A 26,724-nucleotide genomic window follows, 5' to 3' on the forward strand; every position below is an offset into this window, starting at 1 on the left:
GAAACGCCGCCTCTGCTATCAGAGGCGGCGTTTCCTTTTATCATTATTCAATTATCTTACTTTCCTCCAATGCTGATGGCAAAATCCACTTTTTTGGCGGGCAGGCATTGATGGTCATCACATGCCATGAACTCAACGGTACCTTTCAGTTTTGTAGAACCGGTACCTTTTACCTTCACCTGCTGCACAAAATCTACCTTATGCTCGTAATATTTTAAATCAGTTTTGTAATTGGTGTCGTACACTTTCTTCAGGGAGCCTTGCTCCAATACCTTTCCCGCCGGCGTTACAATAGCATTCTTCATCAGGCTGAAAGAGGTAGGAATGGGCCCCTCCCCGCTTTCCTGCGCATATATATGCCAGCCTGCATCAATGATGGCCGTCATATGAATTTCATAGGTATTCGCATTTATTTTCTTCGAAGAGAAATTCCAGTTTACAGGATTTTCAATCTGTGCAACAGCAAAAAAAGGCAGGGCACAGAAAAATAGTACAGATAGCAGCTGTTTCATACGTAATGATCGGTTGGTTTATAAATCTGATTCAAGATAGAACTTTCCTTCCGATTGGCGCCGCCATTGATACCTGCCTGCACCCGCTCATAACTCAGTTATACTCATGAAAAAACACGGCCGCTATTTCAGAAATCGCCACCAGCAGATATAATATCCCTGCATAGTTGCGCATGCCTGCTCTGTATAGCAGGTAAGTTGGAATAAGATAGATCAGGAATTTGAAGACCAGGATATAAGGCAATTTTAACCGGGTCCTGGAGGTGGGCGCTGCCCATATAGCCCATAACAGGATTATCAGCGCGAATAAGCCCGCAGCCACCAGGTATTTCACCCAGGGAGATACAATAGTTTTAACAGGTACATACACTACCACTATCAGCATAATAATCTCCAGTGAAAAAGCAAGCAAGCGATTTAATGACTTGATGAGGAACATAAGATAAACAGGATTAGGATTTCAATAGGTACCAAAAATAACAAATCCACCTGATTTTCATTGTTGCTTCCTCCTCCACTCCTGGCAGAAAAACCAGGTAAGATTTAAAACTGACAGGCAATTAATATCAGGTAGTTGCTACAAGAAACACCTCCCCACTGGCAGGTACAAAATCGTCTATCCTGTTTTGAAAATACCTATCTGTCATATCTTTTGTAGAGATAGTCTGAATATCTTTCAGACCTGCTTCTCTGGCGAGTGCTTTAATTTGCTCTTCACTGAAAAAGCTGACGAAGGGAGTGCCTGCTGCCGCTGCTCCTTTGATGGCTATTTCCTGCATAGGCTGGTCTTCCTTGTCCAGCATATCTATGGGTAAATAAAAGGCGATGGCGATCGTGGAGCCAGGAGCCAGCAGCTTCATTTTTTGTAGCGTAGCTGCGATAGTTTCCCGGGTAAGATAAATCGTTACACCCACACAGGATACCACCGCACGTTGCTGCACATCAAAACCACTTTTCAACAGCTCCTTCCACCAGGACGACACTTCGAAGTTGACCGGTACAAAATGAAGATTATCCGCAACACCGTAGCCGGTTTCCTTCAACCTTTTCTTTTTCCATGCCAGCGTATCCGGCTGGTCAATCTCGTAGATGTCAACCTGGGGGCCTAATACTGTATTTCTTTGGGCAAAACTATCCAGGCCGGCACCTAACAATACGTATTGCCTGACACCTTTTTCTATCTGGGTCTTTGCGATATCTTCAATAAAACGGGAACGTGCTACAACGGAAGCCCTCAGCCTTTTGGTATATTTCATATCCGGACGCTCCTGCCAGTCATCGTCAGGGGCAACTAACCGCAGTCCGACTTCATCTTCCATTACATAGGGCTTTGCGTCGGCCTGAAGGTGCAAGGCACGCCATAATGCAGTTCTTACCGCGGTATTATCCGGTTGAATTGGTTTTTCAGATGTCATATCCTGCAGCTTAAATAATTACAGATAGTGAAGGGTAAACCTGCTTTTTTGCAGCATTTCCCCACTGTAATATATTTAAAACCGGGTAAATTTAAACGCCGCCTGCCTGCAAAATCGTTGTTGTATATTTCCTGACTATCTCGATTCTAATATCACTTTCAGTTTATCCAGACTATGCTGAACATCCTTACCCAGGAAATTATCCATGTTGATAAACAGCAGTGCGAGGTTCATAGGGTAGTTAAAATGTCCTTTCATGGTCCAGCTGACCCTCGTATGTGAGGCGTCTTCAGCAGTAAGGTCAAATGGTGTTTCCGCTGTGCTTTTAAATGGCTTCAGAAAGTGCAGCTCCACTGCCACACGTTTATTGTCTTCCAGGCCCTTTAACTCCAGTTCCCCGGAACCAACATCTTTGTTACCGGTATAGGCAAGTACACAACCTACCTGCCCATCTGTGCCGCTAATGGTTGTTTGCAGACCCGGGTCCTTCAGCAGCCATGCGTTAAACTGCCGGTGGTTCTTCAAATACATTAAAAAGCCATATACTTCCGCCACCGGCTTATTGATGATAACCTCTTTCCGGATCACATAATCTTTGGTGGTAAATAGCGGCACCAGCAGCAATAGCGCCACTATGCCCAATAAAATGTATACCGCAGTCATTAACTTCTTTTTTATCAATGGAGGTATTTTTATTACAAAGTAACATACTTTGTTTTCAACCAAATTGTAAAAAATCAGGGGCTTACCAACTATATGGTGTTTTAAAAAATTCTCTTGGCGACTGCCCGGTAAATCCCCGAAATTGTCTTATAAAGTGCGATTGGTCATAATATTCATATTTATGGGCGAGTTCCGTCAGCGACCTGTTATTGCCCTTGTCTGCTATCAGCGACTTCATACGCGCAATATTTGCAAATTGCTTGGGGGTAGCACCCACTACCTTTCTGAACCGCTTTTCAAATGTATCGATGCTTAAATCGTAGGCTTGTGCCAGTCCGCCTACGGATATAATACCCGCGTTAAGATGTATCTGCCTTACAGCCTCCGTAACCAGTTTGTCTGCATCATTATGCAGCAGCCTGGCGGTTAACCACTGTTCTATTATGCCTATCCGTTCCTGGTGGCTGGTGGCATTGCCTATCTGCTCATACCATCTGCGAATATCTGCACCTGCAAACAAATGCGCTACCGGCTCAAAGTGTTCAAAAAAATCCGGCAGCGACTGCCTGAAAATGGCGTAAGCGCCTGCCTCCCGGAACTGTACCAGTATAGTACCTGTACCGGCATCGTAACAGAACTTCCGCGAGGAATTCCTGATACCTGACAATACCATACCGGGTATCATCAGCTTCTCTTCTGCTTTGCCTGACATGCTGCCGCTCACGCTTACCTGGCCACAGTATTGTATTGCCAGTACAAATCCAAAATGCGGCACGACCAACGTATCTGCCATGCCCGCTGTCTCAACGATGGTATACCGCTGAACCACATTCATCAATACAGGGGAAGGCTGAAAAGTCTGAACTTGCATATCAGTTGTTTGATATACTAAAAATAGACATTAACAGCGAAAAAGAATGTCACCCTTCTTACCGGGCACAGGCCTACTATAAAAATGAATGTGCGGAGATCCATCTTCATAAAATCTGCAAAAACAAAAGATCGCAGAAGGAAATCTCCTCCTGCGATCTTTTACATGGATATTTCTACTCCCCGCAACACGGTATCGGTTAAACAGGACGTTAATGAAATTAACGTTATTGGATTTTCACAGATGACATTTTACCATTTGCTTTTGGCGACAAAGAAGACAATGCACTATTGCTGGCAGTGAGTGTCCAGGAAGTGCCTGCGAAATTATCGTTATCATACATGATAACTGTCCAGCCAACAGGGATTTTTACAGAGGAAGCCCAATTATCAGGTACACCAGCGGTAGCCAGTTGCGCAGTAGTATAGGTACCTTTTGCCAGCGGCAGCGACATCGTACCAGCATACGATGCACTCTGATAAAAATACACCGAAGCAGGGTTCATCGCCTGTATAGCGGCGTTAGTAGTTACATAATTACGACCCGAATTAGGACCTTCCATATCTATACCATAAGCGAATACGCCGCCCTTAGTACCCTGCGTTGGCTGCCATGCCGCATAAGCGGGCATCTGGCCTGCCTGGTAACCGGTGCCGTCTTCATAAGATACGCCTACCAGGAACCTGGAAGGAGTAATATAGGAACTGTAAGTATTAAAGGTACCCTGCAAGCTGGTTACATTCCGCCAGTAGGCCTGCAAAAACACATAACTCACCATATTTTTGATGCCTGACATCAACGCATTACCATTCTGATTGGTATCATAAATCAACAGCTTTCCTGTGCCGGATAAAGGCCCCAGGTACTGCGACAAAGCCTGAAAACAGGCTATCTGATCCTGCAAGGTGGTACCGGTAGCCGTGCTTTCAATGTCTATATCATATCCGTCGTAGTTGTAAGTATTGATCATTGTCATGATACCACTTACCCAACTGGCCAGTCCCGTCGGATTGGTAGACGCACCTGCAAAATAACCGCCGGTGTACACTACTTTAGTGCCCCGTGCATGCAGGTAAGGAACATATACCAGCTTGAGCGTATCCCAATAAGGATTGGTAGCCGGTGTATAATCGGTAAATACGCTCACGATATCCAGACTGTCTGGCAGATCAGTCATGCGGGTTTTATAATTAACCGGATCGGTGACATAATCGCCCCAGGTTCTGTAATAACCCATCATCAACTGATGCGGACTGTTCTTATAGGCAATCAGACTATCCAATCCAGCTCCTGTTAAGGTAAGTGTCCCTCCTGTCATCGATTTATTAACAGTCAATGACTGCGGTTTTTCCTCGCGGAGGTTTTTAGAACAACCGGAGACCATCAGCAATGCGACAGCTCCCAATGAAAAAAGGCGGGTAAAAATGGAGAATGTTCCTGGCATTTTTTTTTGATTTAATGATTAAGAATGCATCATTTGAAATAAAAAATCCGGGCATCTGTTTTCAATCACTGTTCTATAGAAAATAACTGTGCTAACGTATTTGCGCTTGTAAATAGATGAAGGGCAGACCCATAACACTATGGTTTCTTATCCCACCATAACCGGGTACTTCCATTATCCGGACCGCCTAACAGGCCTACCGCCTTTTGCACTTCAAGGGCATTGGTGTTATACTCAGGTAATGGGAAAGGCAGGCGTCTTACCCTGGTCTGCGTACTAATCACACCGTTACTGTAATTCACTACTATCGGGAATGTTTTAGGATACCCCGTACGTCTTAATTCAGACCAGCCTTCTCCACCTTCCGGATAAATAGCAATCCATTTCTGGGTTATAATACGCTCCAGGTTTTTCTCAAAACTATCTCCATCTTCCCACCTGATCGTAATGGTACTTAGCTCAGGAGCGCCGGGAGCAACATTATTCTTACTATCTACAGGGTCTGTATAAGGAGCTGCAGTACTGGTGTTATCTGCCAGATAGGTAGCTACACCAGGAACGTTTTCTTTGGCAAAAGATACCTGTATCCCCTGCTCATACAATGCTTTAGCGGTACCATTCATATTCCAGTTTCTCAAAGCACCTTCCGCACGCAGGAAATAAACTTCCGCAGCTGTCATCCACTGGATAGGTGTAGATACTGTTACATGCAGACCAGAAAAGTTTTTCCGGTCATCTTTAGCAACAATATCAATTCCTGCCCTGATGCCTTTATATACACCCGGGAACTCTGTCGAAGTATTGAAATACGCTGCAATCCTCGGGTCATGGAACCCGGTCAGGAACGATTCCATGTTGGCAGACATACGTGTATCTGCCCCATATGTTTCAGAGATAACATATAGTGGGTTCACAATAGTAATACCTCCCTGCGTTTGCAACAGGGCATTATCGTTATTATCTGTCAGCAGGCCATGTGCATCTGCTACGGCCTCTTCTGCTTTTTGTCTGGCAAGGTCCGGCAATACATACGACAGGCGCATCGCAGCTCTCAGCTTGATGGAATTGGCCAGCCGCATCCATTTGATGAAATCACCGCTATAAACCAGGTCGTATTTCTCAATAGGCTTTGCACCCGGATTTGCTTTGGTATATTTATCCAGGCTCGCGATCGCTTTATCAAGGTCAGTAAAGAAAGAACGGTAGATGGTTTCCTGGCTATCATATGCCACACTAAATCCTCCGCCGCCATAAGCAGAATAAGGCATAGGACCGTACAGGTCAGTCACCCGCTGCATAGACAGCACCTTGATGATTTGCGCTACGGCAAAAATTTCAGGATTGGAAATGCTGTCTCTTCTTTTTATCTCCAGCCATCCACTCAGCACATTATTCAGTTCATTGTTGAAATAGGCGCGTGTCCAGCCATCATTCAACGCGTAGGTAGCATTATTCCGGCTACCACCAAAAGGGGTCGGAAATGCCAGGAAACCACTGAAAACGTCGGCACATAAATTTTGTCCTACCTGGTAAACAGAAGCATCGCCTGTAGTGGCATTGGGGAAAACACTTTTCTCCATTTGGGTAATGAAAATCGCTTTCCCGATGTAATCGTATTGCAACAGCGAATCTGTCGCCTTGGACGGGTCCCTGTTATAGTCCTCAAAATTTTTGGTGCAGGATACTGACAGCAGCAATAAAGCACCCGCCGCGATCAGGCTTATTCGTTTATACCACGATATATGTTGATTCATAACTTATCTTTTTTGTTGGAACATTTAGAAAGAAACCTTCAGTTGAAGTCCGAGCTGACGCAGACTGGGCTGCATGAAATAATCGTACCCCTGGAAATAGGTGCCGGTAGCCATAGATACTTCCGGATCAAAAGGTGCTTTGTTATATAGCATCAGGAGATTTCTTGCGGTTACACCCAGGCTGAGCCCCTGTATTTTATCATTAAAATATTTTCCGGAGAAATTATATCCGAGTGAAAGTTCACGTACGCGGATATTGGTAGCGCTGTATACGTATTCTCCCAGAATGTCAGCTCTCGCGGCTCCCAGGATATCTTTATAATATTTCTGCGCATCAATCATCTGACCATTTACATTCACGCCACCTGCATCTCTTGCTGCAGCTGATTGTTTAGATACGCCATATCCATCCATCAACGCCTGTGTAGCAGAAACTACCTGTCCGCCGAAACGTCCGTCCACCAATATATTCAGGTAGAAATTATGCAGGGTAAAGCTGTTGTTGAAACCGATGTTAAAGTCAGGGCTGGACCGGCCTACTTTCACTGCCTTCGTCGTTGTTTGCAATGTACCGTCGGTGCCGGTCACGATGTTGCCTTTGGCGTCTCTTACGAATGCACGCTGATAAATATCACTGAGGGTTCCGCCTGCTGCAATAAATCCGCCGCCGATAGACAATGAATCCTGGGATTCTGTTTTACCGGTAAATGGATTCTGGTAATTTTTCATTACCTCTTTAATCTCGTTGCGGTTGAGGGTAAAGGTCAGTGTAGGGTTCCACGATAATGCACCGAAGTTGCCTACATACCCTACCATCGTTTCAATACCTTTATTATTGATTTTACCGGCATTTACATAATAGGTGCTATAGCCGGAGCCTGGAGGCGGGCTGGCAGAAAATATCTGGTTGGTGGTATTGGTATTATAGTAGGTGAAGGAGAAATTCAGTTTATTATTCATAAACTTCAGGTCTACTCCCGCATCAAAAGAGGCCGTTTTTTCCGGCTTCAGGGCAGAAAAAGGTTTTGCTGCGATAGGCGTTACCACACCCGCAGTTACCGGGTACAGGGCATAGGTCAGGTAAGGGCTTGGAGGATTTCCGACATAGCTCATCGACGCACGGGCCTTGGCATAGGAAATGAAATCGGGCAATTTTACCATATCGCTGATAATACCAGACAATCCTACTGACGGATAAAAGGTATGTGATTTCTCTGCAAAAGCCAGCTGGGAAATCCAGTCGTTACGGCCTGTCAGGTCCAGGAACAGGTAATTTTTATATCCTAACTGGGTAGTCAGAAATACAGCCTGCGTCTGATTACGGCTTCTGGACTCACCACCGCCAATATGCAGCTGATCAATATTTGAAACAGAGAAGAAGTTAGGGACGCCGGATGATGCCAATGCACCACCAATGCTGGCACCATTCACCTGGTTATCAGTAATGCTGGTTCCCAGCACTGCATTCAGGGAGAAATTGCCCATCTTCTTATTCAAAGACAGTAACAGGTCTGCATAGGTTTGCTTACTGGTAGTGGAACCGTGATTATAGCTACCATTGGGACTACCGGTGAACAACTGTAGTGTAGAAGCATAGTTCTCTGTAATATCATTGTCGGTGGCGTTATCTACCTTCACCCTTCCGGCAATATTCAGCCAGCTGGTGATATTGTATTTAAGCGCAACACTAGCCAGCAATCGCTGTCTGTCTACCGTATGCAGCATACGGTAAACGGTCCAGTAGGGATTCTGTGCGGCCAGGCTTAAATCTCCGTAAGGCCAGTATTGGATATTATAGTTATGAGAGATATCATAGCGTTCGTAATTTTTGTAATTGTCGAAATTATCTGAACGTGGAAACAGGTACACCGGTACCAGTGGATTTATGTACTGGCCGCTATGTGGCGGATTACGCAATTCCTGCGTCAGGTACATCGCGCTGATATCCAGTGTCAGCCTATCCTGAATAAGTGCGGTAGAATTACGTACAGAGATATTGTACCTGTTAAGTTTGTTGTTTGGAATAATGCCCTTTGAATTCAGGGAAGACAGGGAGAAATACGTCTGGTTTTTCTGCGTACCAGTAGAAACACTGAGCGCATTGGAGAATTCCGTACCTGTTTTGAAGAAGCTGTTCGGATCATAACCGGAAGGCGTTGACAATGCCGGCCCCCAGCTTTCAAAGGATTTATTACCAGTAGAAGAAGTAGTAGAACCATATTTGTTTTGTTCTTCTACTTTAACAAGTGGATTGTAAATAGAAGCACCCGACGAAAAATTCACCCGCAGCTTACCTTCTACTCCTTTCTTTGTGTTGATCAGTACGACACCATTAGCAGCCTGGCCACCATACAATGCAGCAGCGGAGGCACCACTTAACACCGAGATACTTTCTATATCATCCGGGTTGAGGTTGGAAATACCATCACCATAATCGGTGCCACCGAAATTATCTGCTGCCTGTCCGGCGGAGGAGAGTTGCTGTAACGGGATCCCATCTACCACGTATAAAGCGCCGTTATTACCACTTATAGATTTCAGACCACGCATGATCACACGGGTGGAGCCACCAATACCAGGGGTACTGTTGATGGTCACACCGGCCACCTTGCCTGTCAGACTGTTTACAAAGCTCGCATTACGTACATCATTGACTTCTTTTCCACCTATGGTCTGCAGATTATAGGTCAATGACCGCTCATTTCTTTTGATACCTAATGCCGTAACCACCACGGCATCTATGATCCCTTCCTCCATTTTCAACTGGATGGAGACCTCCGTATTATTGCCAACGGTTAATTCCCTGCGCTGGTAACCGATAGAGGAAATAATCAGTACATCGCCGGGGGAAGCGTTGATGCTAAACTCACCGTTTGCATTGGTCACCACACCCTTTCCGGTGTTCTTAATCAGCACGGTGGCACCTGGAACAGGATTGCCGGCGGCATCCTTTACAGTACCCCGAAGGTTACGGTCTGCTTCGGATAGCTCAGTGTGCTGGCCCGGGCTGGCTGGGATAGGTTTAGGTCTTAACAAAATAGTACGATCAACGATTTCATAGGAAATGGATTGATCTTTGAAGCAATCGTCCAGGGCCTCTTTGAGCGGTTTATTGGCAATCTGGATATTCACTGGTTTGGACTGACGGAGTAACTCATTTTCATACCAGAAAAAATAGTCAGTCTGCTTCTCGATCTGTTTCAATGTTGTCAGGAGCTTTGCATTCTTTTGAGATAAGCTCACTACCTGTCCATAGCCCGCTGCATGTACCTGGACAACCATTGCTACAATAGCGACCATCGTAATTTTCATTACAAGCAATGTTTTAATAATGGAGTGACTGTTGAATTTTGGAATTTTCCGGGCAATAATCGCCTTAGAACACATAACTTTGTTTTGTTTGAGTGAATAATAACAAGACTGACTTTTGTTTTTTCTTAACTCAACGCAAATCAATGGCGCCCCCGGATTGCACTCCGGGGCGTTTTTTTTGGTTGAGCCTTCTTAATGAGGAGGTGGAATTCTGCTTATTTTTTCATTCCTCACCGTTTAAACTGATATAGCTGTTGTTGTTGGTTGACCAGGTTATTGCTTCATTGCACTGTTAAATTTATTACACTGACTATGGCATCACGGTTATTGTGCCATTACCGACTTTAAAGTTGATACCACTTTTCTGTAAAACGCTTAAGATAACGGACAAGCTGGTTTTCCTGCTGAACCGCCCTGAAAACTTACGCTCCGGCACTTTCCCCTGAAACACCACCTTCATATTATACAGGCGGCCTACCTCCTGCATGATCGTTTTAATATCTGCTTCGTTAAAACTCAGTAGTTCCTCTTTCCAGGCCATTACCTCTTCTATATTTACATCGTTGTTGATGACTATCCCGGCATTTACGACCGCCTGCTGATTGGGCGACAGCTTGCGTACATCGGGAGAATTGTTCTCTGCTACTTTCACTGCGCCTTCCAGCAAGGTTACTCTTGTGGCGCCATCATCCTCATAGGCACGTATATCAAAATGGGTTCCCAATACTTCTGTGGTTGCCTGCGGCGCCGTCACAATAAATTTTTTACCATGTAATTTCGCCACTTCAAAATATACTTCCCCGGTGATATCTACTTTTCTTGTATCTCCATTAAATGCCAGCGGATAGGAAATGGAAGATTCGGCATTTAACCATACCCAGGTACCATCTGCCAGTTTCAGTTTCATCATTTTGCTTCCGCGGGGATTGTCGACACGGGCCTGTAATACGCCAGCACTGCCGCCATCCTGTGTATAGGCTACTTCCCCATCGCCTATGCGTGACAACCGGATACCATATTTTTGTACCTGAGCCGTACTTTTGACATCATCCAGTTTTATCTTAGTGCCATCGGGTAAAGTAAGAATCGCATGACTGATTTTAGGCGCGTCTATATCTGCGATAGCAGCATTTTCCTTATCATGATGGGTACCTTCCGGCCAGTAACGGAATACCAGTATACCGATCAGTACAGCGGCAGCGGCCACCATACCACTACGTAATATTTTCCATTTACGTGTATGCGTAACCGTTAATCCGGCAGATGCAGTATGCAGGGTTTGTTGTAATGCCTCCAGCATTTTTGCCCGCTCTTCGCCCGTTTCCAGCCCCGTATAGGTTTGCTGTTCCAGGTCTTTCGTCATGGCTTTTCCCAGTAACTCCCGAAGTTCCTCTTCCTGCAATCCATGCAGAAACTCATCCACCTCGTCTGGTGTCAGACGCTGAGCAACCCAGCCTTGCAGCAGGTAGCTAAAACGATGCGCTTTATTTGATTGATCAGGCATATACTATAACATGTACCCCGACCCATTCAGAATGGGGGGTATCTCCCAAAAAAAAATTTATTTTCTGTTAATAAGCCACACAGTCGCCAGCAGTGAGATAATTTCCTCCCTGTATAGCAACAGTTGCGCCTTCATCTTTTTTAATGCTTTTGCCATATGCTCCTTTACCGTTTCCACACCAATGCCCAGTTTCTCCGCAATTTCGGCATAGCTGGCGCCCTCGTACCGAGATAGCCGGTATACTTCTTCCTGCCTGGCCGGCAAAGCCTTTATTAATCCTTCTATCACTTCTCCCTTCTGCCGGAGAATCAGCTGATGCAGAGGGGTATCGCTCTCCTCTTCAAAAAGTGCTCTGGCATAGCTGACATAGGATTTATGATAGCTTTCGCGTTTCAGCAGCTTTAAAGTCTGGTTCTTGGTGATGGTCCACATCCAGGCTTCTGCATCTTCTACCGGCGGCAAGGATGCCCGTTTTTCCCATATAATGGAAAATACCAGCTGAGTAATATCATTCGCCTGCTCTCTGACCTTACAATACTGCAATGCGGTGGAAAAAATGCGGCTGTGGTAGGTGTTGAACAAAGTCGTAAAGGCGGCGGCATCGCCATCAGCAATTTGGGCAAAGAGAGATAACAAGTGATTCCGGGACTGCAAATCCATTGAAAAACAATTAGAAAAGATTTCGGTTGAGCCTCCTTACATTCACACGTGGAGTACTAATGACAATAGTACATTAAAATATTAATACAGAAAAGTTCACGGCTTGCTGGGTAAACTAAGGAGCGTCCGCCGGCATTAGCTATTGGACTGCACAAGGACAATATATCCTGGTCGTCATTTTCTCCACCCCTGACATTGCCAAATCTATTTCGTGAAATGTTATCAAGATGCCCGACATATCTTTTCCTCCAGACAAATCAGCGAGAAAATGTGTAGCTTTCAGGGCTTTTAATAGTTATTAATAATGCTAAACTTAATAAAATCAGGAAAGTCAGGCCGCAATTTCCAGGTAATTGAACAAATAGAAATCAACTTAAAAAAATTCTTCAAAAAATCGGAGGATTCCCTTACCTCATCTATCTTTGAAAGGTTATTATATCTACCGCCGAAAATCTTTTGGGAAATCCTAACAAAGTCAATCGCAGACAAAGAACTCTATCACTTAGAAGCACAATTAATAAATGTTGAATTCTGGCCCAGATGGGATTTCGAAAATGGATATAAAGAAGCGGATGTATTCCTGAGATTCAAACATTTTGACCTGATCATTGAAGCTAAACGAAACGATGATGAATTTACACAATACGAGTACCAATGGATAAGCGAAGCAGAAGCTTACATAAAGGAATACGGCAATGAAAAGCCTTGTTACCTGCTGGCAATTGGTGGAATTAACAAATTAGATACTCAAACAAAAAATATCACTACATCTTCAGGCCAAATGAAAGTTTTCAAATTAAGGTGGAGCGGTATCATCTATGAAATTAAAACTAAAATCAGGGAAATAGAAGCAGCGAAGGAAGACACCTATAATCCGGTAATGAATATCCTCCGCGATTTATTAGGGTGGTTTGAGGTTCATGGTTTTAATAGTGGAGATTTATTAAATACACTTCCTACAAACATAAGCATATCACAGCAACACCTCGACAAGTTTAAAAATAGTAAAAAACTATCCTTCCTCCGTTATTCTAAATTTCCTGAAAATCTGCAAAATATCAATCTAAGAGAATTATGAATAAATTAACTAAAGAAGAACTACGCGAAGTCCTTGTTGATGTAAGAAAATCCTATAGGCTATTATATTTCTATCAACGCAGAATTCTTGATACAATTGAATTTATATCTAATTTCATTCAAGGCGGAAAAATTGAAGGATACGCCTCATTTAGTAATCAATCACCGAAAGAAGGAGCAACATTAGATCTTAAAGGCTGGGCCTGGGACTGGCTAAATATGTACCTGTATGAATTTTTCTTTTTCGAAAATAATATTGGCAAAGGTGATATTTTAAGGTTCGGAATAGCCGTCCAAAGTGATACGGGATTTTTTGATTCAACAGGAGGAATATCAGCAACTGACGTGGCCTTTTACCCTGACCCTTCAGATGCTGGAACACGCCTGCTATTCTATATTGGAAAAAACACATGGAAACCAACGCCTTTTTCAGATCTGGAGCTTGATTTCTTTAAGAAATCCGAAACCGAGTATATTGAGAAGTCGGATAACAAAATCTTCTTAAGTAAGGCATACAATCTTGAAGAATTAATTGATGAGGAGCATATCCTGTCATGTCTGAAAGATTTTAAATCATTCTGCGACCTAAACGGAATTCCAGAATTCCAGCTTAGTTTTGACAATGCTACCAGATATTAGCCAATAACCTCTATTCAGCAGATGCTGGGTCAGGTCAGTGCATGCACTGACCTGACCCAGCATCTGCTGAAATCATCCAGAAGAATCTATTACCTCAACCCTGCAATCAAGTTGATAGTGAGTGCTAATACAAAAGTATTCAGAACGAAGGAAATAAGTCCATGAAACAATACTACTCTTCTCAATAACTTCCTGCTGATCTCCACATCAGACACCTGGAATGTCATCCCTATCACAAATGAAAAATAGGCAAAGTCGATATAATCAGGATTGTTTTCTTCCGGAAATATTAATCCACCTGCATGCCTGGTTGGATCAGTAACATCATCGTCGTAATATATATCTGCATAATGAAGGGTAAACGTGGTATGCACCATCGCCCAGGAAGCCAGCATTCCAACGATGGCAACAGGTACATATACTCCTTTTGATGGTCCTAAATTGTTAGATAACAGCATTAATAAAACAATAACCAGACTGGCAACCGAGGCTATTATAACTACCGCCATCACAAATACCCTGTTACCGTCATCTATTCTTCCCCAGGTCCTTATTTCATCAACATTCCTGCTAAAAAATATAATCCACGCCATCGCTATAAACGAAAGCGCAAATACATCCCATAATAACACAGAAAACACCAATGGATTAACAGGTATGTGACAGAAATAAAATAAGGCAAACACCAATAAGGTCACCCCTAAACTTACTGTAACCCGCTCTACCGGGTGCATGCTTAGCAACAATTTGATAGCAGCTTTCTTTTTCATAATAATTAAAGATAACCGCAAAAAATCAACTTTTTATACTTTTGAGCACTGGCAAGGTAAAATCAGGTGACAGGCCGGTTAAACCGCAACCCCATTAGCTGGGCATCCACTATGTTTTTAGATTGTATAAGTACTTTATATTTCGTACCCATTTCGAAAATAAGGGTGTAACTGATATGGGATTCTTCCTGTGCCAATTGCAGGACACCCTTATTACTGCGTTCACTGGCTGCTCTTAATAATTCTTTAAATCCAAGGGCCTGTAAGAAACAGCCCATTGGGGTAATGCCATTGGTACATAAGCCTCCCAGTTCTCCCCAATGGCCTAATGCACTGAAATTTACATGGGCGGTGATATCCTGCAGACCAATGTTACAAAAGTAATCATCGCTGATCTGATGTTTATAATAACATAGCAGGGTACCGCAACTTCTATGAGGTTTATACAGCTCTTCAGACAGGTCACCATAGTCGATGGTAATAATAAATCCTTTTTTCAGGCGGCTTGCCACCTGATGAATCCATTTAATAGCATCCAGGTTTACTTCAGCGCGGTACCCTTTGGGAAGTGTTACGTGGAGATCATGGAAATACGCCTGCAATGCAGGCGCAGCCGGTTTTAACAGCTCAGTAAATTGTTGATGGTAATCGATATAGACTTCCATTAATTCATCGTCCATCACTACCTGGTGTACCGGGAAATTATCGATTAATTCATTGGAGAAGATACAATCAATATCTCCGGGAATCTCCTCGATAGTATTATACAAACACACTTTGTCCGACAGGCATTCCGCCCGCAGGTTATATCGCTTCTCTATTATACAATAGCGTAGCTGATCATATAAAGGGCGATTCTGTTTTAAATATTCCAGCATATCATAGCATAGCAGCCCCTGGCCTGCGCCATATTCCACTATAGTGAAGTCATTTTTCCCCAGGATGTTCCACATTTCCTCTATCTGTCTGCCAATAGTGGCCCCAAAGGAACTGGTCAGGCTACTGGCAGTAATATAATCACCTTCACAGCCTATCTTATCTCCGGCGGTTGTATAATAGCCATAGTCGGGATGATACAGACAAAGGTCCATAAAAGTATAGAAGGAAATGGGGCCTTCATTTTGTATTTTATTGATGATAACACCCGGCAGTCCCATCCATATTGTGTTTGATGATGAATTGGTTACCATTATCATATATAGATTCTTATGCCAGAAAAAAAGCTGGTAAAAGAATTTTCTTCTAAAATGATTAAAAATACCTTCCTTTTAACCAGGTAAATGACCGCACACCAGGCAACACAGGACACAAAAAAAGAGCGAAGCTGATACCCCGTAATTTGCGGGGCATCAGCTTCGCTCTTTTATACTTTCTTATTTTTCGCTGTATCTCTGGCAGCGGATCATTAACTTTGCAACATCTGCAGCGACATATCAGCAATTACATTTCTGTTCAATATATTTACCCTTACAAGGACCTTTGTTTTTCCACTGTGCTTAATTACCTCACAGGATAACCCGGATAATGGCCCATTCTGAATAACAACTATTTCTCCAGGCATATAATGATCGGTAGCAACCGCCAGGTTTTCTCCCTGTCCTACCACGATATTCAAACTATCTATCACCGTCTGTGGTACGCGACATGCAAGCTTGCCCATTTTAACATAACTCACAGCACCATCAGCATCAATCGCTGAGAAATATTCCTGTGTGTTATTAAGGTTCACAAAAACATAGGACGGGAAAAGTGGCATACCTGTCTTCTTCCTTGGAACATGTTTCATTGTTGGCAAAAAAGTATCTATCATTAACCTGGAAAGTTGTGCGACTACCTTTTTTTCGTGCCTTGGCCTTGTATAAATAAGGTACCAGCCTGAATTAAAATTGCTCATGGTATCTGAGGTGTTTATAATTTTTATTCTCCAAAAATGGCATAGCTACCGCTACAGTGAGTGCATGCTGCTTCTCAAAGTAAAAATGGGTCCTTTGGTATTTACGTTGTTGAATTTGCTGGCCAGGCATGACTACCACCATAACAAATACATGGCTGTATTTATTACGCATCGCAGGTGCGCTACACTGGTGACAGTCTATGAAGATTCACTGTAACAAAAATTCAAATGAATATCTTGCCAGTTCTTATCTCAAATCACATCATGTCATTAAATCCAGCGATCAACATTTGTTAGGTGTAAAATAGATTAGTGGTGGTGGGTGTAATTGTCCTATCTCATTTTAAATGTACCATGGTGTTCTCACGAACCCGATGGTCAGGGTTACTTAATTGCTTTAAGGATTGGGATATCCACTACTAGTAGCGCAGGCAACCCAGTTACCGATATATGTAAGCATCAGGTATCAAAATGGTTATTAAAGGTAGATCAATAGTTAAAAATCAGCATCTGACATAGGTTTTCTGACTTACTATCAATACGTTGTGATGTTCAGGATAGCTCATTGTTTTGGCATCAATCTTCAGGGGCATTATATCATCAATTCGGGTACAATTCTTCGGGTCTATTAATTAAACGGCAGTCCTAAGTATGGGATCAAAAATAGAGAAAAAATATATACAAACCCAAATATTTACGCTATTAATTTTTGGTAACATAGCAACCACGCTGCATCTGTTATAGCTTATGCCCTGTATTCATTGTTACCTCCTTTTTAGGCGATACCAGCGCCCGGCCTGTATGCAAGGCCAATCCCGCCAGCAGCCCGCCTATCACCCCCGCCAGCAATATTACAATGATCTTAGGGGCAGCGAACATCAGCGCCACCCGCGACAATACCAAACCGTGGCCCATCTGATCATAAAAGAGATTACCTACCGCCCAGGTGAGGAACCCCGAGATAAACCCTGTCATAAAAACCGGGAAGGTCCATTTTATGCGTATGCTCCACATACCCGCCAGCAGCAAAGGCACCAGGAAGCTCCACCATGGCAGGAATACAGCCTGATGTGTCAAAACGATCAAAGCAATGAGCAATAATATAGCGATGAGCATATGCAGCAAATTCTTTTTCATGAAGATGTTTTTTTTGTGATGATCATTTCAGCAACCAGCGGCTGGAAGCCTGGTGCAGTGCTTCCTGCTGCGACATATAAAAATGCAGCTGATAATAGTTTCCTTTGTTCCAGTCTTTGATAAAACGGTCGTAGTCAGGACTGCCGGGGTTTCCGGATTGCCCGCCGGGATATACACCATAGGCCACCGGGCGGTCGCCCAGCTCCACGATCATCCGCCAGGAAGGCCCCCAGTTTGCCGACATCGCATTAGGTGCTGCAGGATGCCCTGCAGAAGCCAGTTCCGGCACACTCAGCGCGGGAAGGTTACTGAGGTGCATTACTTTAATCTTGTTACAACTTCCCCAGTTCACTTTACCGTTCTTTTTCAATTTGAGATAATCTGCCGCTGCCACAGTAAAGGCATTCGTTACAATATCCCCGGCCTGCTCCACCTGTGCAGTTCCCTGCTTGTCGAAATACCGGTTAGAAGGATCGCGGCTGATCATCTCCAGCAGGATATAATCTTCCGGCGCCCGCATAAAAAAGCGGTAGCTATCAAATTCATCCCATGTATAGTCTTTCACATTTTTCCACCACAGCTCATATAACTCAGCCTGCTCATTATCAAAATCATAATTGCCTTTCCATTGGCGAACGGCATCCAGCAGTTGCTCCTGTTCCTTATTGAGTCGCTGCGCCTGTATGGTGGCCAGCAATACCGGCAAAGCATCTACGGCAAAGGTGTTCACATTATCCAGCTGTATCGCCTTCATGCTGGCGGCATCCATGGCAGTGGCGGTATCCAGCAGCTGCCGGATCCTGTTAGCCCTTGTTTCGGAATAATAGCCGTGATAATAATGCGGATAGTTCGCATAGGTGGGATGCTGGTTGGCAGAAAGCACATAATGACAGGCAGGATTCAGCAACTGCGGTAAACTGTCTGTGGAAATATATTTTGTATAAAGATCATTGCTGCTGGTACCATCAAGGATGAACTTACCCTGCCCTGGCCACTTCACTGCCATCTTGCCCTGGTGATTGATGGCAATGGTATTGTCTTTACAGGCAAAGGTAAAGTTCTGCAACGGGCAGGCATACTGGCTGATCGCCTCGCGGTATTGCTGGTAATTGGCTGCCGTAGCCAGTTTGATAAACGTGCGGAATTCGTTGGAAGGATTATGCAACTCCCACTTCAGCGCATTGTTCAGCAAGTCCTGCTCGTGGCCAGGAAAACTCCTGGTAAAAACTATCGGCCCGTGGATCGTGCTGTAAACGGTATCATACACGGTAGCCAGTCCTCTTCTTTTGATGACCTCCACCCTGGAAGAAAGGTCCAGCCATTTGCCATCATACTCATATTTTTTGTAGTCGTTGGTGATCCGCAGCTTGTACCAGTCCCGCACATCATCTGCGCCATTGGTGATCCCCCATGCAATGTTTTCATTGAAGCCGATCACCACTGCCGGAGAACCCGGGATAGATACACCGTATACGTTCACACCCGGACTACTCATCTGCAATTCCATCCATACGCAAGGCATGGAGAGGTTCAGATGGGGATCGTTGGCGAGGATCGGGCGACCTGATTTTGTTTTCTCTCCGGACACGGCCCAGCTGTTACTACCGAGGGCCGGGTTATAGGAGCTTCTGGCTACCACCGGGCGGGTAGATAAAAAAGAATAGGTCAGGTATTCCGGTTTCTTCACCTGGTTATACGCCAACAGCGGGCCCGCCGGCACATTGGTATTCATGACAGGCGTGCTATGGTCCACGAAATCGGGATACAACTGGTTGAAGGTATCTTCTCCCAGCGCCAGCATCATCTTGGAAAGGAAAAGATCTTCTTCGTAGCCGGTCATGTTGTTGGCCATACTTTTGGAGATAAGTACGCTCTTCAACTTCGTCCACGGCTCGGGGCTATAGTCCAGCAGTTTGTATTCCAGCGGAAACTCACGGTAATGTAGCTGGCTGATATAAGCATTTACACCGTTGGTGTAGGCCGTCAGTATGGCGTTGGTGGCGGAGTCCTGCTCTATCAGCTTTAACGAGCGGTGAGCAGCCTCCAGGATGCCGATACGGCGCTGGTTACGGTCGTATTCCAGCAGCTCCTTTTTGGGAAACAGCTCCGAGAGGCGGCCGGCGGAAGCGTAAGTAATAAAATCCATTTGCCATAGGCGGAGTGATGCTGTTACATAGCCCTGTGCAAAATACATATCGCTGGTATTCTTTGCATAGATATGCGGCACACGCCGCTCATCAAAGAATACGCTCACACTGTCCTGAAGACCATTGCCGGCATGTAGCTGCAACAGTCCATCCTTCCGCTGCTCTTCGTTTTGCACCGCGCCTGCAAAAGGGTCCAACAGCTTACCCAGCGGCGGCACCTCAAACATCTGCTGCGAGAACGCAAATACCAGAACGATCAGCGCCACCATCGGAAACAGGGCACTGCTGTTGATCTTTTTCATTTGTTTCATAATTTTTTTCGCAAATGGTTTAGTTACTGCCACCTTTTGATCTCCGTTGTTCATCAGCGGAACCGCTTTCTGTACGCATTTTCGGCGCTTTGCCTTTCCCGAAGCGGTAAGTAAAGTTGATCGTAGCAGCTCTCGAATAAAAGTTGATCAGCCAATACTGATTCAGGTTTTTATAGCTATAGGTCGATCCCTCATCTTCTGATTGCAGGATATTGGTGACCTTGAACGCCACCGATCCTTTGTTGTTAAACACCATCTGCTTGACACCGGCACTGAGAATATAATAGCCACCGAAAGTAGTAGCGATCACGCGGTGCTTCGATACCGCCTTGAAGCTACACTCGGCAGAAAATGTTTTACTTAAAATAAAAGTGTTGATGGCATCAAAATTAAAAGACAGGATACCATTGTTATTCAGCACAAAATCATCTTCTGTACCATTGAATGCCTGACGGTAAAAAGAGATAGCGTTGGAGGTATTCCACCAGCGCAATAACTGTTTCGTATATACGATATCGAAGTTGAAAGAATAGGAACCATGTATATTGCTCGGCAGACGCGTGATCGTTACCTTATTACTGTCCAGCCGTGGCACCGTTCCGATGTAGTTCTGGAAATTATCATAGCCGAACGTAATGAACAGCTGGTTTTTATACGCCCATGTAAGCTCGCTGTTCACAGAGGTCTGCGGCTGCAGATTGGGATTCCCCTCATAATACAGTGTCGGCGATAACGGCCGCCGGAATGGGTTGAGCTGAGAATATACCGGCCGGTCAGTACGCCGGCTGATCTTCATGTTCAGCGTCTGGTCCTTGTTCAGTTTGTAATCAATAAACAGTGACGGAAACAGCTGTACATAATTTCTTTCCAGGCGGAATTGCTGCAACTGCTGCTCATTGATATTCCACGTATGCTCTCCCCTCAGCCCCACCTGGAAGCTCAGCTTTTCATATTCTTTATTAAAGTTGACATAGAGCGCATTGATGTTCTCGCGGTTCACTGTATTATCATACTTCGATGAATCTATGATATTCTGACCACCTATCTTGTTGTAGAATTTATTGTCATTTTTGATATCCACGTAGCTCGACTTCCAGCCAAATTCCAGTCTGGCATTATTTTTCAATGGTTGGGTATAATCTATTTTGGCGGCATAGATATTCAGTTTACGGTGTTGATCGAAGAAACTGTTCTCCTCATTCAGAAACGTGCTGTCAACATCGTAATAACGGTTTCGGATATCCTGGTTGGCCCGGCTCCAGTAATTGGAGTAGTCCAGGTCACCGGAGATCTCCCTGCCAGTGCTGTCGATCTTGTGTGCCAGGTGCATGGACAGGGTGTAGTTAAAGGGTTTGTCGTGCACGACGCTGTTAAAATCCTGGCTACCTGTCGACAATTTACCGTCATAATCAACCGCCTTTGAGTCAGTCGTATTCTTCGCTAACTGAAGCCCACCGATACCCGTGAGCGACAAGGTAGTCCGCTTCGACAAATAAAACTCGGCGCCAATTGCCGGGTTATAGGCGGCTGTTCCGCGGGTGATATTATTATCCGCATGTTGCCTGGTCTTAACTGATCCGTCATTGTCCAGGATATCATTCGTAATATGATTGACGAAGAAACTCGTATTGTTCTGATAAGATCCGTTGAAGAAGAAATTATAATATTTGTTTCTCCAGCTGAGATTAAAACCAGCATTATACCTGCTGTAGTAGCTCTGTCCAAAACCCGCATTCACGCTACCATTGAAGCCTTCCTTTTTCACTTTTTTCCTGACGATGTTAATGATACCACCGCTGCCGGCAGCATCATAGCGTGCGCCAGGTTTGGCGATAATCTCTATCTTCGAAATACTGGAAGAAGCCATCCCACGAAGCTGGTCCGCAATATCTTCCGGCGACATCATCACCGCTTTGCCATCCATAAATACCATCACCCCTCTTTTGCCGTTAATGGCCACCACCCCGTTCTGATCCACCTGAACCCCGGGTAAGCGTTCCATCACTTCCAGCACGTTGGCGCCTTCCGAAATAATACTATTCTCTACATTCACCACCGTTTTATCGATCTGTCGTTCTATCAGTGGTATCCTGGCTCTTACTTCCACACCAGTTAAAACCTTTGAAGCGCTCTGCATCGGTAGTTTCCCGAGTGAGATCGCGGTACTGCCCATCTGTAAATTGTAGCGGCGCAATTTTTCAAACCCGAGGATATTAATCTCGATAAAGTAGTTATCCGTTTTTACAGCACTGAAGGCAAAAACGCCTTGTTCATTACTCAGGGCTGTTTTATAAATAACCGAATCGGCAGTTCTTTTCAGTAACACGACGGCATCGCGCAGGGGTGTTCCTTCGCTGTTCACAACGGTCCCGCTGATATCGGCTGATGCGGGCGACTGTGCGTATAGTGTCTGTAAGGAAGGATGAAGCAGCAATAACAGCAACAGTAATATTTTGATACTATGTCGCAGAAATAGGTTAGCAGTGGTTCTTTCAGCAGGTGATAGTGTGTAAGGAGGGTAAGATAGCATATAGCATTTTTTTTTAGAAAGATGAATATTGATGGCAGGACCGGATGATATCTGCTACCTGTTGTGGATGATCATGAATGAAGAAGTGATTACCTTCCAGTATTCTGTAGCCGAACCTGGACCTGGTAAACTTGCGCCAGTTATCGATTTCTGCGGATTTCTCTTCCTGGCTACCCATCATGGCGAAGAGAGGTGTGTTCACGGCGCCGGTGGCAGCGGCATTATTCCTTTCTGCTATTTCAAAATCGGCGCGCAGCACGGGATCAAAGAAATTGAACAGCTCTTCATTTTCCAGTATTTCCGGCGGTATGCCACCCAGGCGCTTCAGCTCTGTGATAAAAGGCTCCCGCTCCATCAGGTAACGGCGTTGCGGATCATACATGCCGGGCCCGGCATTTCCACTCACGATGAGACAGGCTGGCATCCTACCGGTTTTTTCCAGCATAGAGGTCACGCTCAGCGCAAGATAGGCGCCCATGCTATGACCATACAACAGGAAATGGCCGTTATTGTACCGCGCGGTCACCTGCCGGAAAATATCGCGCACGGCCAACGTAAACTCACGCAGTAAAGGCTCACCGATTCTCTTTCCTCTTCCTGGCAGCTCCAGCGGCACCAGCTCAAAGTCAGGTAGCCAGCGCTCCAGGAAGCGGAAAGAATAGCTGTTGCCACCAGCAAAGTGCAAGAGGAATAACTGTGCTTTTTTCATGACAGTAGTTTATTGATAAATGGATACATTCTCCACCATAAGTTTTCCGTAATCCATCTTGTACAACTTATCGGCGCAATGGTAATATTTATCATCGTGTGTAATGGCCAGGATAGTAATCCCCTCCTGCTTCAGCATAGGGATGATCTCTGTATAAAATTTCCTGCGAAAATGCGGGTCCTGGTCTGCGGCCCACTCGTCTATCACCAGTACAGGTTTGCCTTCCATCAGCGCGGTGATCAGCGCCAGTCTTTTCCGCTGGCCGGTGGAAAGTGAGGTAGTCGAATAGGTACGTCCTTCCAGGGTCACTTTTCCTTCCAGTTCAAACAGCTGCAGATAATAGTTCCATTGGGCCAGGTCTACTTCCTGCACGCCAGCGATATCATTGAAAAGATAGAAGTCGCTGAAAACAACGGCAAACATGGCGCGGTAGTCCGCGTAATTATCTTCGGTTACTTTCACACCATTCAACCATATCTGGCCGGCTGTGGGGATGTGCAGCCCAAGCACAGTATGCATGAAAGTAGTTTTACCACTACCGTTGCCGCCATAAATGAATACTATTTCGCCTTTGGCGATATCGAAATTAACGGGTCCAACGCTGAATGCTTTTTCCTCTTTTGCAATATAATGGAATTCCAGTCCCCTGATCACGATCTGTTCAAATCCGCCTGTGAAGGGGTTTCCATTTAACGAATGCGTATGGTAATCCGTTTCTTCCAGCTTTGTTTTAAGGTCCATCAGGTGATTAGAGGCCACCCGTGCGCGCACCAGGTTGGGCAGCAGTACCATAATGGTTTCTATAGCCCCCAGCAGGTAAAGTAAAGTGAATACAAAACTTACCGTATTACCGGAAGGGATATTCAGCGTAACACTGAATACGAGCAGGATAGACGAGATAAGGATGTAGAACAATACCTGCCCGGTGATCTGGTTATTCAGAAATCCCGTATAGGCTTTGGTGTTATTCCGGAAGGCTTCCGTAGCGATCTTCCCTATCTTCTCGTTGAAGATATATCGTCCTTTTTCTGGCTCCATATAGATCTCCTTGAAACCGTTGAGGATGGCGTTGAAGTTCTCCTGAAAGCTGGTTTCCAGCGCCCGGGCCTGTTGGAAATTACGTACGTTGGCCCTGGCACGGAGCCGGTATACCGTGATGCCTAGCAGCGCGATCACCAGCGTGATCCCAAACAGCAACATGGAAATGGTAGCCAGGTAAACGAGGCAGGATACCGCCAGTATAGCCGCCGTAAAAAAATCTATAATGCCCATGGAAGCATTGGTGAGGATGTTCACATCACTCACCACGGCGGCATGCACGTCCGTTCGCCGGCCGGCCAGCTGCTGGTAGTCTGCCTTCAGCACCAGCGACAAAATCTCCTTTCGCAGGCTCCAGAAAAGGGTTTGCGACAAATGGATGATAGCGAGCGATAATGTTCGCCTTACCCACATAAAGGCCAGGATGATACAGGTGAACAGGATCATGTATTCTTTGCTCACGGTATATTCCCCGGCAATAATCAGTGTCACCACGCGGGTAACGGTATTGATAAAAAGGAAACTGCACAACCCCGAAAGGATGCCCAGGCATACATATTTTAACAGCCCTATTATACCGGTGCGCGGCAAGGCGAGTTTAAGGATTCGTTTCATAAGTGCTTGCTTGAAGGTTCTTTGCTGCTGTACCGGCTACCATGGCCGGTTGTAACTACAACTCGGCCATGGCTTCTATTTCATAGAACAATTCTTTCTCTCCATACAATCTTTCTGAAATAATATTGTTCTGGCGGCATTCATTGATCAATTTGTTGGACTGTACGATCGGGTTGGATTCGTCCGTGTATTTGATGGAGCTGATAAATTCCAGCCACGGTTCCATCCCCATCGCATATACGTAAAGTTCTTTCGGCTTAAAAACATCCACCATGGCTTTTCCGCGCTCGTAGTTAGAGCCGGCCAGGCGACGGGAATTATCCATATCACGGGGCATATCTTCTGAAAGCAGCGGCCCGTATAACCACGACAGCGGCGCACCATCGCACTCCATACCCAGGAAGAGGCTATCAACCGTGCCGGTCACCTTAAATACTTCTTCGTATAATTTTGCTTCTACATTACAGGAGTCGGCGGCAAACATCAGCGTATACTGCCCTATCCTTACGTGGTGGCACAGTTTGGAGCGGATGTCCAGGTCAGAATGCTCACCGATAAAAGGAATCCCCGTGATCTGGCAAATACCGGAACCAACAGACTCGAACTCTCCAATCTCCAGCACATTATTAAAGCCGATGGCGTTGAACATCAGTTTAAGGCCGGGGTCCTGCATGCTGCCGTTACCTGAGCGGGGCACCACGATATGACCAATACGGTTACGTAGTGAAAGCAGTGTTTCAAAAAGAATATGATCCTGGTGATTATGCGTGATGATCACATAGTCGATCTTGTCAGGCAGATGCGCTTCCGAATAGCGGGTCACGTCTGTAGAATAGCCGTGGTAGCTAATCACAGGATCCACCAGGATGCTTACCTCTTTTGTTTCCACCAATATGCAGGCATGCCCGAAATAGCGCATGCGGATTTTGTCGCCCTCATAGCGGTTATAAGCTACCGGTGGCTCCTGGGTAAAGAAAGTATTGAAGAGGGCGCGGTCTTCTTCACGGATGTTGAATGCCTGTGCAATCTCTTCAATATCACCGGGGATGCGGCGCATGCGGCTCAGCATATCAATACCGGGATGTTTGAACGGCACCTCCACATGGATCACGTTCGGTTCATCCAGGCGGGGAGTGCTCAATACGAAGGGTCTCTCATCGTTGTTGGTGATCCACAATGCCAGGCTCTGGGAAGCTTCGTGATAGCACTCGTTTTTATACAACAGCGGTTCAAAGAAGCGGAACGAAGGATTGTTATTGAGATCATATACCAGCTCCACTTTTCCACGGAGTATCTCCGGCACCTTGCTGTACAGGGTATCCATAGAAAAGCCGCGGGCAGCAGTTTTCAGCAGCTGGTTCAATTCCACTATTGCAGCAGCAAAGCGCAGATGATAGTCTTTTTCCGCTACCGTGGCGGCACGCAGCGCCTTCACTTCTTCTACCCTGCTTACCGGAAGATCAACGAACGGACCACCACGCATTTTGGGATTCTTGGCGGCGGCAGCATGGATGTGCGGATTCTGGATATAGGAATCCATAATTTTCAAATGCCGGTTCACTACGTTCATCGCTGAAGTAGCCGGGGAAATAAGGTGCGACCAGGCATACCATCTGTCAAATAAGGGTTCCACCACCAGGTTAGGTTTCGCGTACCAGGTATTTTTTTTCATATCTAGTGTTGATTTAAAAATTAGTTCTGTATTAAATAACGAGTGGCTTT

Annotated in this window: 21 protein-coding genes; 2 read left to right on the forward strand and 19 right to left on the reverse strand. The window is 45.1% G+C overall.

Translation table 11 applies throughout. The features are described 5' to 3' along the window. Window positions 1-56: 56 nt before the first annotated feature. The 10 genes from F3J22_RS25210 to F3J22_RS25255 all read right to left on the reverse strand — a co-directional run bounded on the left by F3J22_RS25210 (window position 57) and on the right by F3J22_RS25255 (window position 12,135). The gene (locus F3J22_RS25210) at window positions 57-512 is read right to left on the reverse strand and encodes a protein-disulfide reductase DsbD domain-containing protein (protein ID WP_167020682.1); all 456 of its coding nucleotides are present in this window, start codon (window positions 510-512) and stop codon (window positions 57-59) included. A gap of 94 nt (window positions 513-606) precedes the next feature. Beyond that, entirely contained in the window at window positions 607-951 is a 345-nt protein-coding gene (locus F3J22_RS25215) for a YrdB family protein (protein WP_167020683.1), read from the reverse strand. Between the two features lie 127 nt (window positions 952-1,078). Further along, window positions 1,079-1,927, reverse strand: a complete 849-nt coding sequence (locus tag F3J22_RS25220) for a class I SAM-dependent methyltransferase (protein WP_167020684.1) — start codon at window positions 1,925-1,927, stop codon at window positions 1,079-1,081. 135 nt (window positions 1,928-2,062) lie between these two features. Further along, a complete protein-coding gene (locus F3J22_RS25225; RefSeq protein ID WP_167020685.1) occupies window positions 2,063-2,590 on the reverse strand; it encodes an SRPBCC family protein in 528 nt (175 codons plus the stop codon). A gap of 82 nt (window positions 2,591-2,672) precedes the next feature. Continuing rightward, a complete protein-coding gene (locus F3J22_RS25230; protein ID WP_167020686.1) occupies window positions 2,673-3,461 on the reverse strand; it encodes a helix-turn-helix transcriptional regulator in 789 nt (262 codons plus the stop codon). A 226-nt stretch (window positions 3,462-3,687) separates the two neighbouring features. Further along, the gene (locus F3J22_RS25235; RefSeq protein WP_167020687.1) at window positions 3,688-4,905 is read right to left on the reverse strand and encodes a glycosyl hydrolase family 18 protein; all 1,218 of its coding nucleotides are present in this window, start codon (window positions 4,903-4,905) and stop codon (window positions 3,688-3,690) included. Between the two features lie 137 nt (window positions 4,906-5,042). Next, on the reverse strand, window positions 5,043-6,659 hold the full coding sequence (locus F3J22_RS25240; RefSeq protein ID WP_167020688.1) for a RagB/SusD family nutrient uptake outer membrane protein: 1,617 nt from the start codon (window positions 6,657-6,659) through the stop codon (window positions 5,043-5,045). Between the two features lie 24 nt (window positions 6,660-6,683). Then, window positions 6,684-9,971, reverse strand: coding sequence for a SusC/RagA family TonB-linked outer membrane protein (locus F3J22_RS25245; protein ID WP_167020689.1), 3,288 nt, complete (start codon window positions 9,969-9,971; stop codon window positions 6,684-6,686). 310 nt (window positions 9,972-10,281) lie between these two features. Further along, window positions 10,282-11,475 (reverse strand): FecR family protein, encoded by a 1,194-nt coding sequence (locus F3J22_RS25250; RefSeq protein WP_167020690.1) that lies wholly within the window; start codon window positions 11,473-11,475, stop codon window positions 10,282-10,284. Between the two features lie 57 nt (window positions 11,476-11,532). Beyond that, the gene (locus tag F3J22_RS25255) at window positions 11,533-12,135 is read right to left on the reverse strand and encodes an RNA polymerase sigma factor (protein ID WP_167020691.1); all 603 of its coding nucleotides are present in this window, start codon (window positions 12,133-12,135) and stop codon (window positions 11,533-11,535) included. Between the two features lie 304 nt (window positions 12,136-12,439). On the opposite strand from F3J22_RS25255, the gene F3J22_RS25260 reads away from it, so the two are divergent. Together F3J22_RS25260 and F3J22_RS25265 are read left to right on the forward strand one after the other, a co-directional pair. After that, window positions 12,440-13,213: a hypothetical protein gene (locus F3J22_RS25260; RefSeq protein WP_167020692.1), complete on the forward strand. Its 774-nt coding sequence runs from the start codon at window positions 12,440-12,442 to the stop codon at window positions 13,211-13,213. Beyond that, a complete protein-coding gene (locus tag F3J22_RS25265) occupies window positions 13,210-13,851 on the forward strand; it encodes a hypothetical protein (protein ID WP_167020693.1) in 642 nt (213 codons plus the stop codon). The genes F3J22_RS25260 and F3J22_RS25265 overlap by 4 nt, the downstream gene beginning before the upstream one ends. Window positions 13,852-13,940: 89 nt before the next feature. Here F3J22_RS25265 and F3J22_RS25270 read toward each other — a convergent pair whose 3' ends face one another. The 9 genes from F3J22_RS25270 to F3J22_RS25310 form a co-directional block, all read right to left on the reverse strand. Then, window positions 13,941-14,621 carry a DUF1345 domain-containing protein gene (locus F3J22_RS25270; protein WP_240155173.1) on the reverse strand — a complete coding sequence of 227 codons (681 nt, stop codon included), beginning with the start codon at window positions 14,619-14,621 and terminating at the stop codon, window positions 13,941-13,943. 62 nt (window positions 14,622-14,683) lie between these two features. After that, window positions 14,684-15,778, reverse strand: a complete 1,095-nt coding sequence (locus F3J22_RS25275) for a class I SAM-dependent methyltransferase (protein WP_167020694.1) — start codon at window positions 15,776-15,778, stop codon at window positions 14,684-14,686. A gap of 248 nt (window positions 15,779-16,026) precedes the next feature. Beyond that, complete coding sequence (locus F3J22_RS25280) at window positions 16,027-16,515, reverse strand: transcription termination/antitermination protein NusG (RefSeq protein WP_167020695.1); 489 nt, start codon at window positions 16,513-16,515, stop codon at window positions 16,027-16,029. A gap of 738 nt (window positions 16,516-17,253) precedes the next feature. Further along, on the reverse strand, window positions 17,254-17,652 hold the full coding sequence (locus F3J22_RS25285; RefSeq protein WP_167020696.1) for a hypothetical protein: 399 nt from the start codon (window positions 17,650-17,652) through the stop codon (window positions 17,254-17,256). Window positions 17,653-17,674: 22 nt separating this feature from the next. Next, window positions 17,675-20,101, reverse strand: coding sequence for a penicillin acylase family protein (locus F3J22_RS25290; protein ID WP_167020697.1), 2,427 nt, complete (start codon window positions 20,099-20,101; stop codon window positions 17,675-17,677). Between the two features lie 28 nt (window positions 20,102-20,129). After that, on the reverse strand, window positions 20,130-22,640 hold the full coding sequence (locus F3J22_RS25295) for an outer membrane beta-barrel protein (protein ID WP_167020698.1): 2,511 nt from the start codon (window positions 22,638-22,640) through the stop codon (window positions 20,130-20,132). Window positions 22,641-22,653: 13 nt separating this feature from the next. Beyond that, window positions 22,654-23,349, reverse strand: a complete 696-nt coding sequence (locus F3J22_RS25300) for a thioesterase II family protein (RefSeq protein ID WP_167020699.1) — start codon at window positions 23,347-23,349, stop codon at window positions 22,654-22,656. Between the two features lie 9 nt (window positions 23,350-23,358). After that, entirely contained in the window at window positions 23,359-25,002 is a 1,644-nt protein-coding gene (locus F3J22_RS25305) for a cyclic peptide export ABC transporter (protein WP_167020700.1), read from the reverse strand. Between the two features lie 55 nt (window positions 25,003-25,057). Next, window positions 25,058-26,674: an MBL fold metallo-hydrolase gene (locus tag F3J22_RS25310; RefSeq protein ID WP_167020701.1), complete on the reverse strand. Its 1,617-nt coding sequence runs from the start codon at window positions 26,672-26,674 to the stop codon at window positions 25,058-25,060. Window positions 26,675-26,724 lie beyond the last annotated feature (50 nt).

The organism is Chitinophaga sp. Cy-1792, assembly GCF_011752935.1.
GTDB lineage: Bacteria > Bacteroidota > Bacteroidia > Chitinophagales > Chitinophagaceae > Chitinophaga.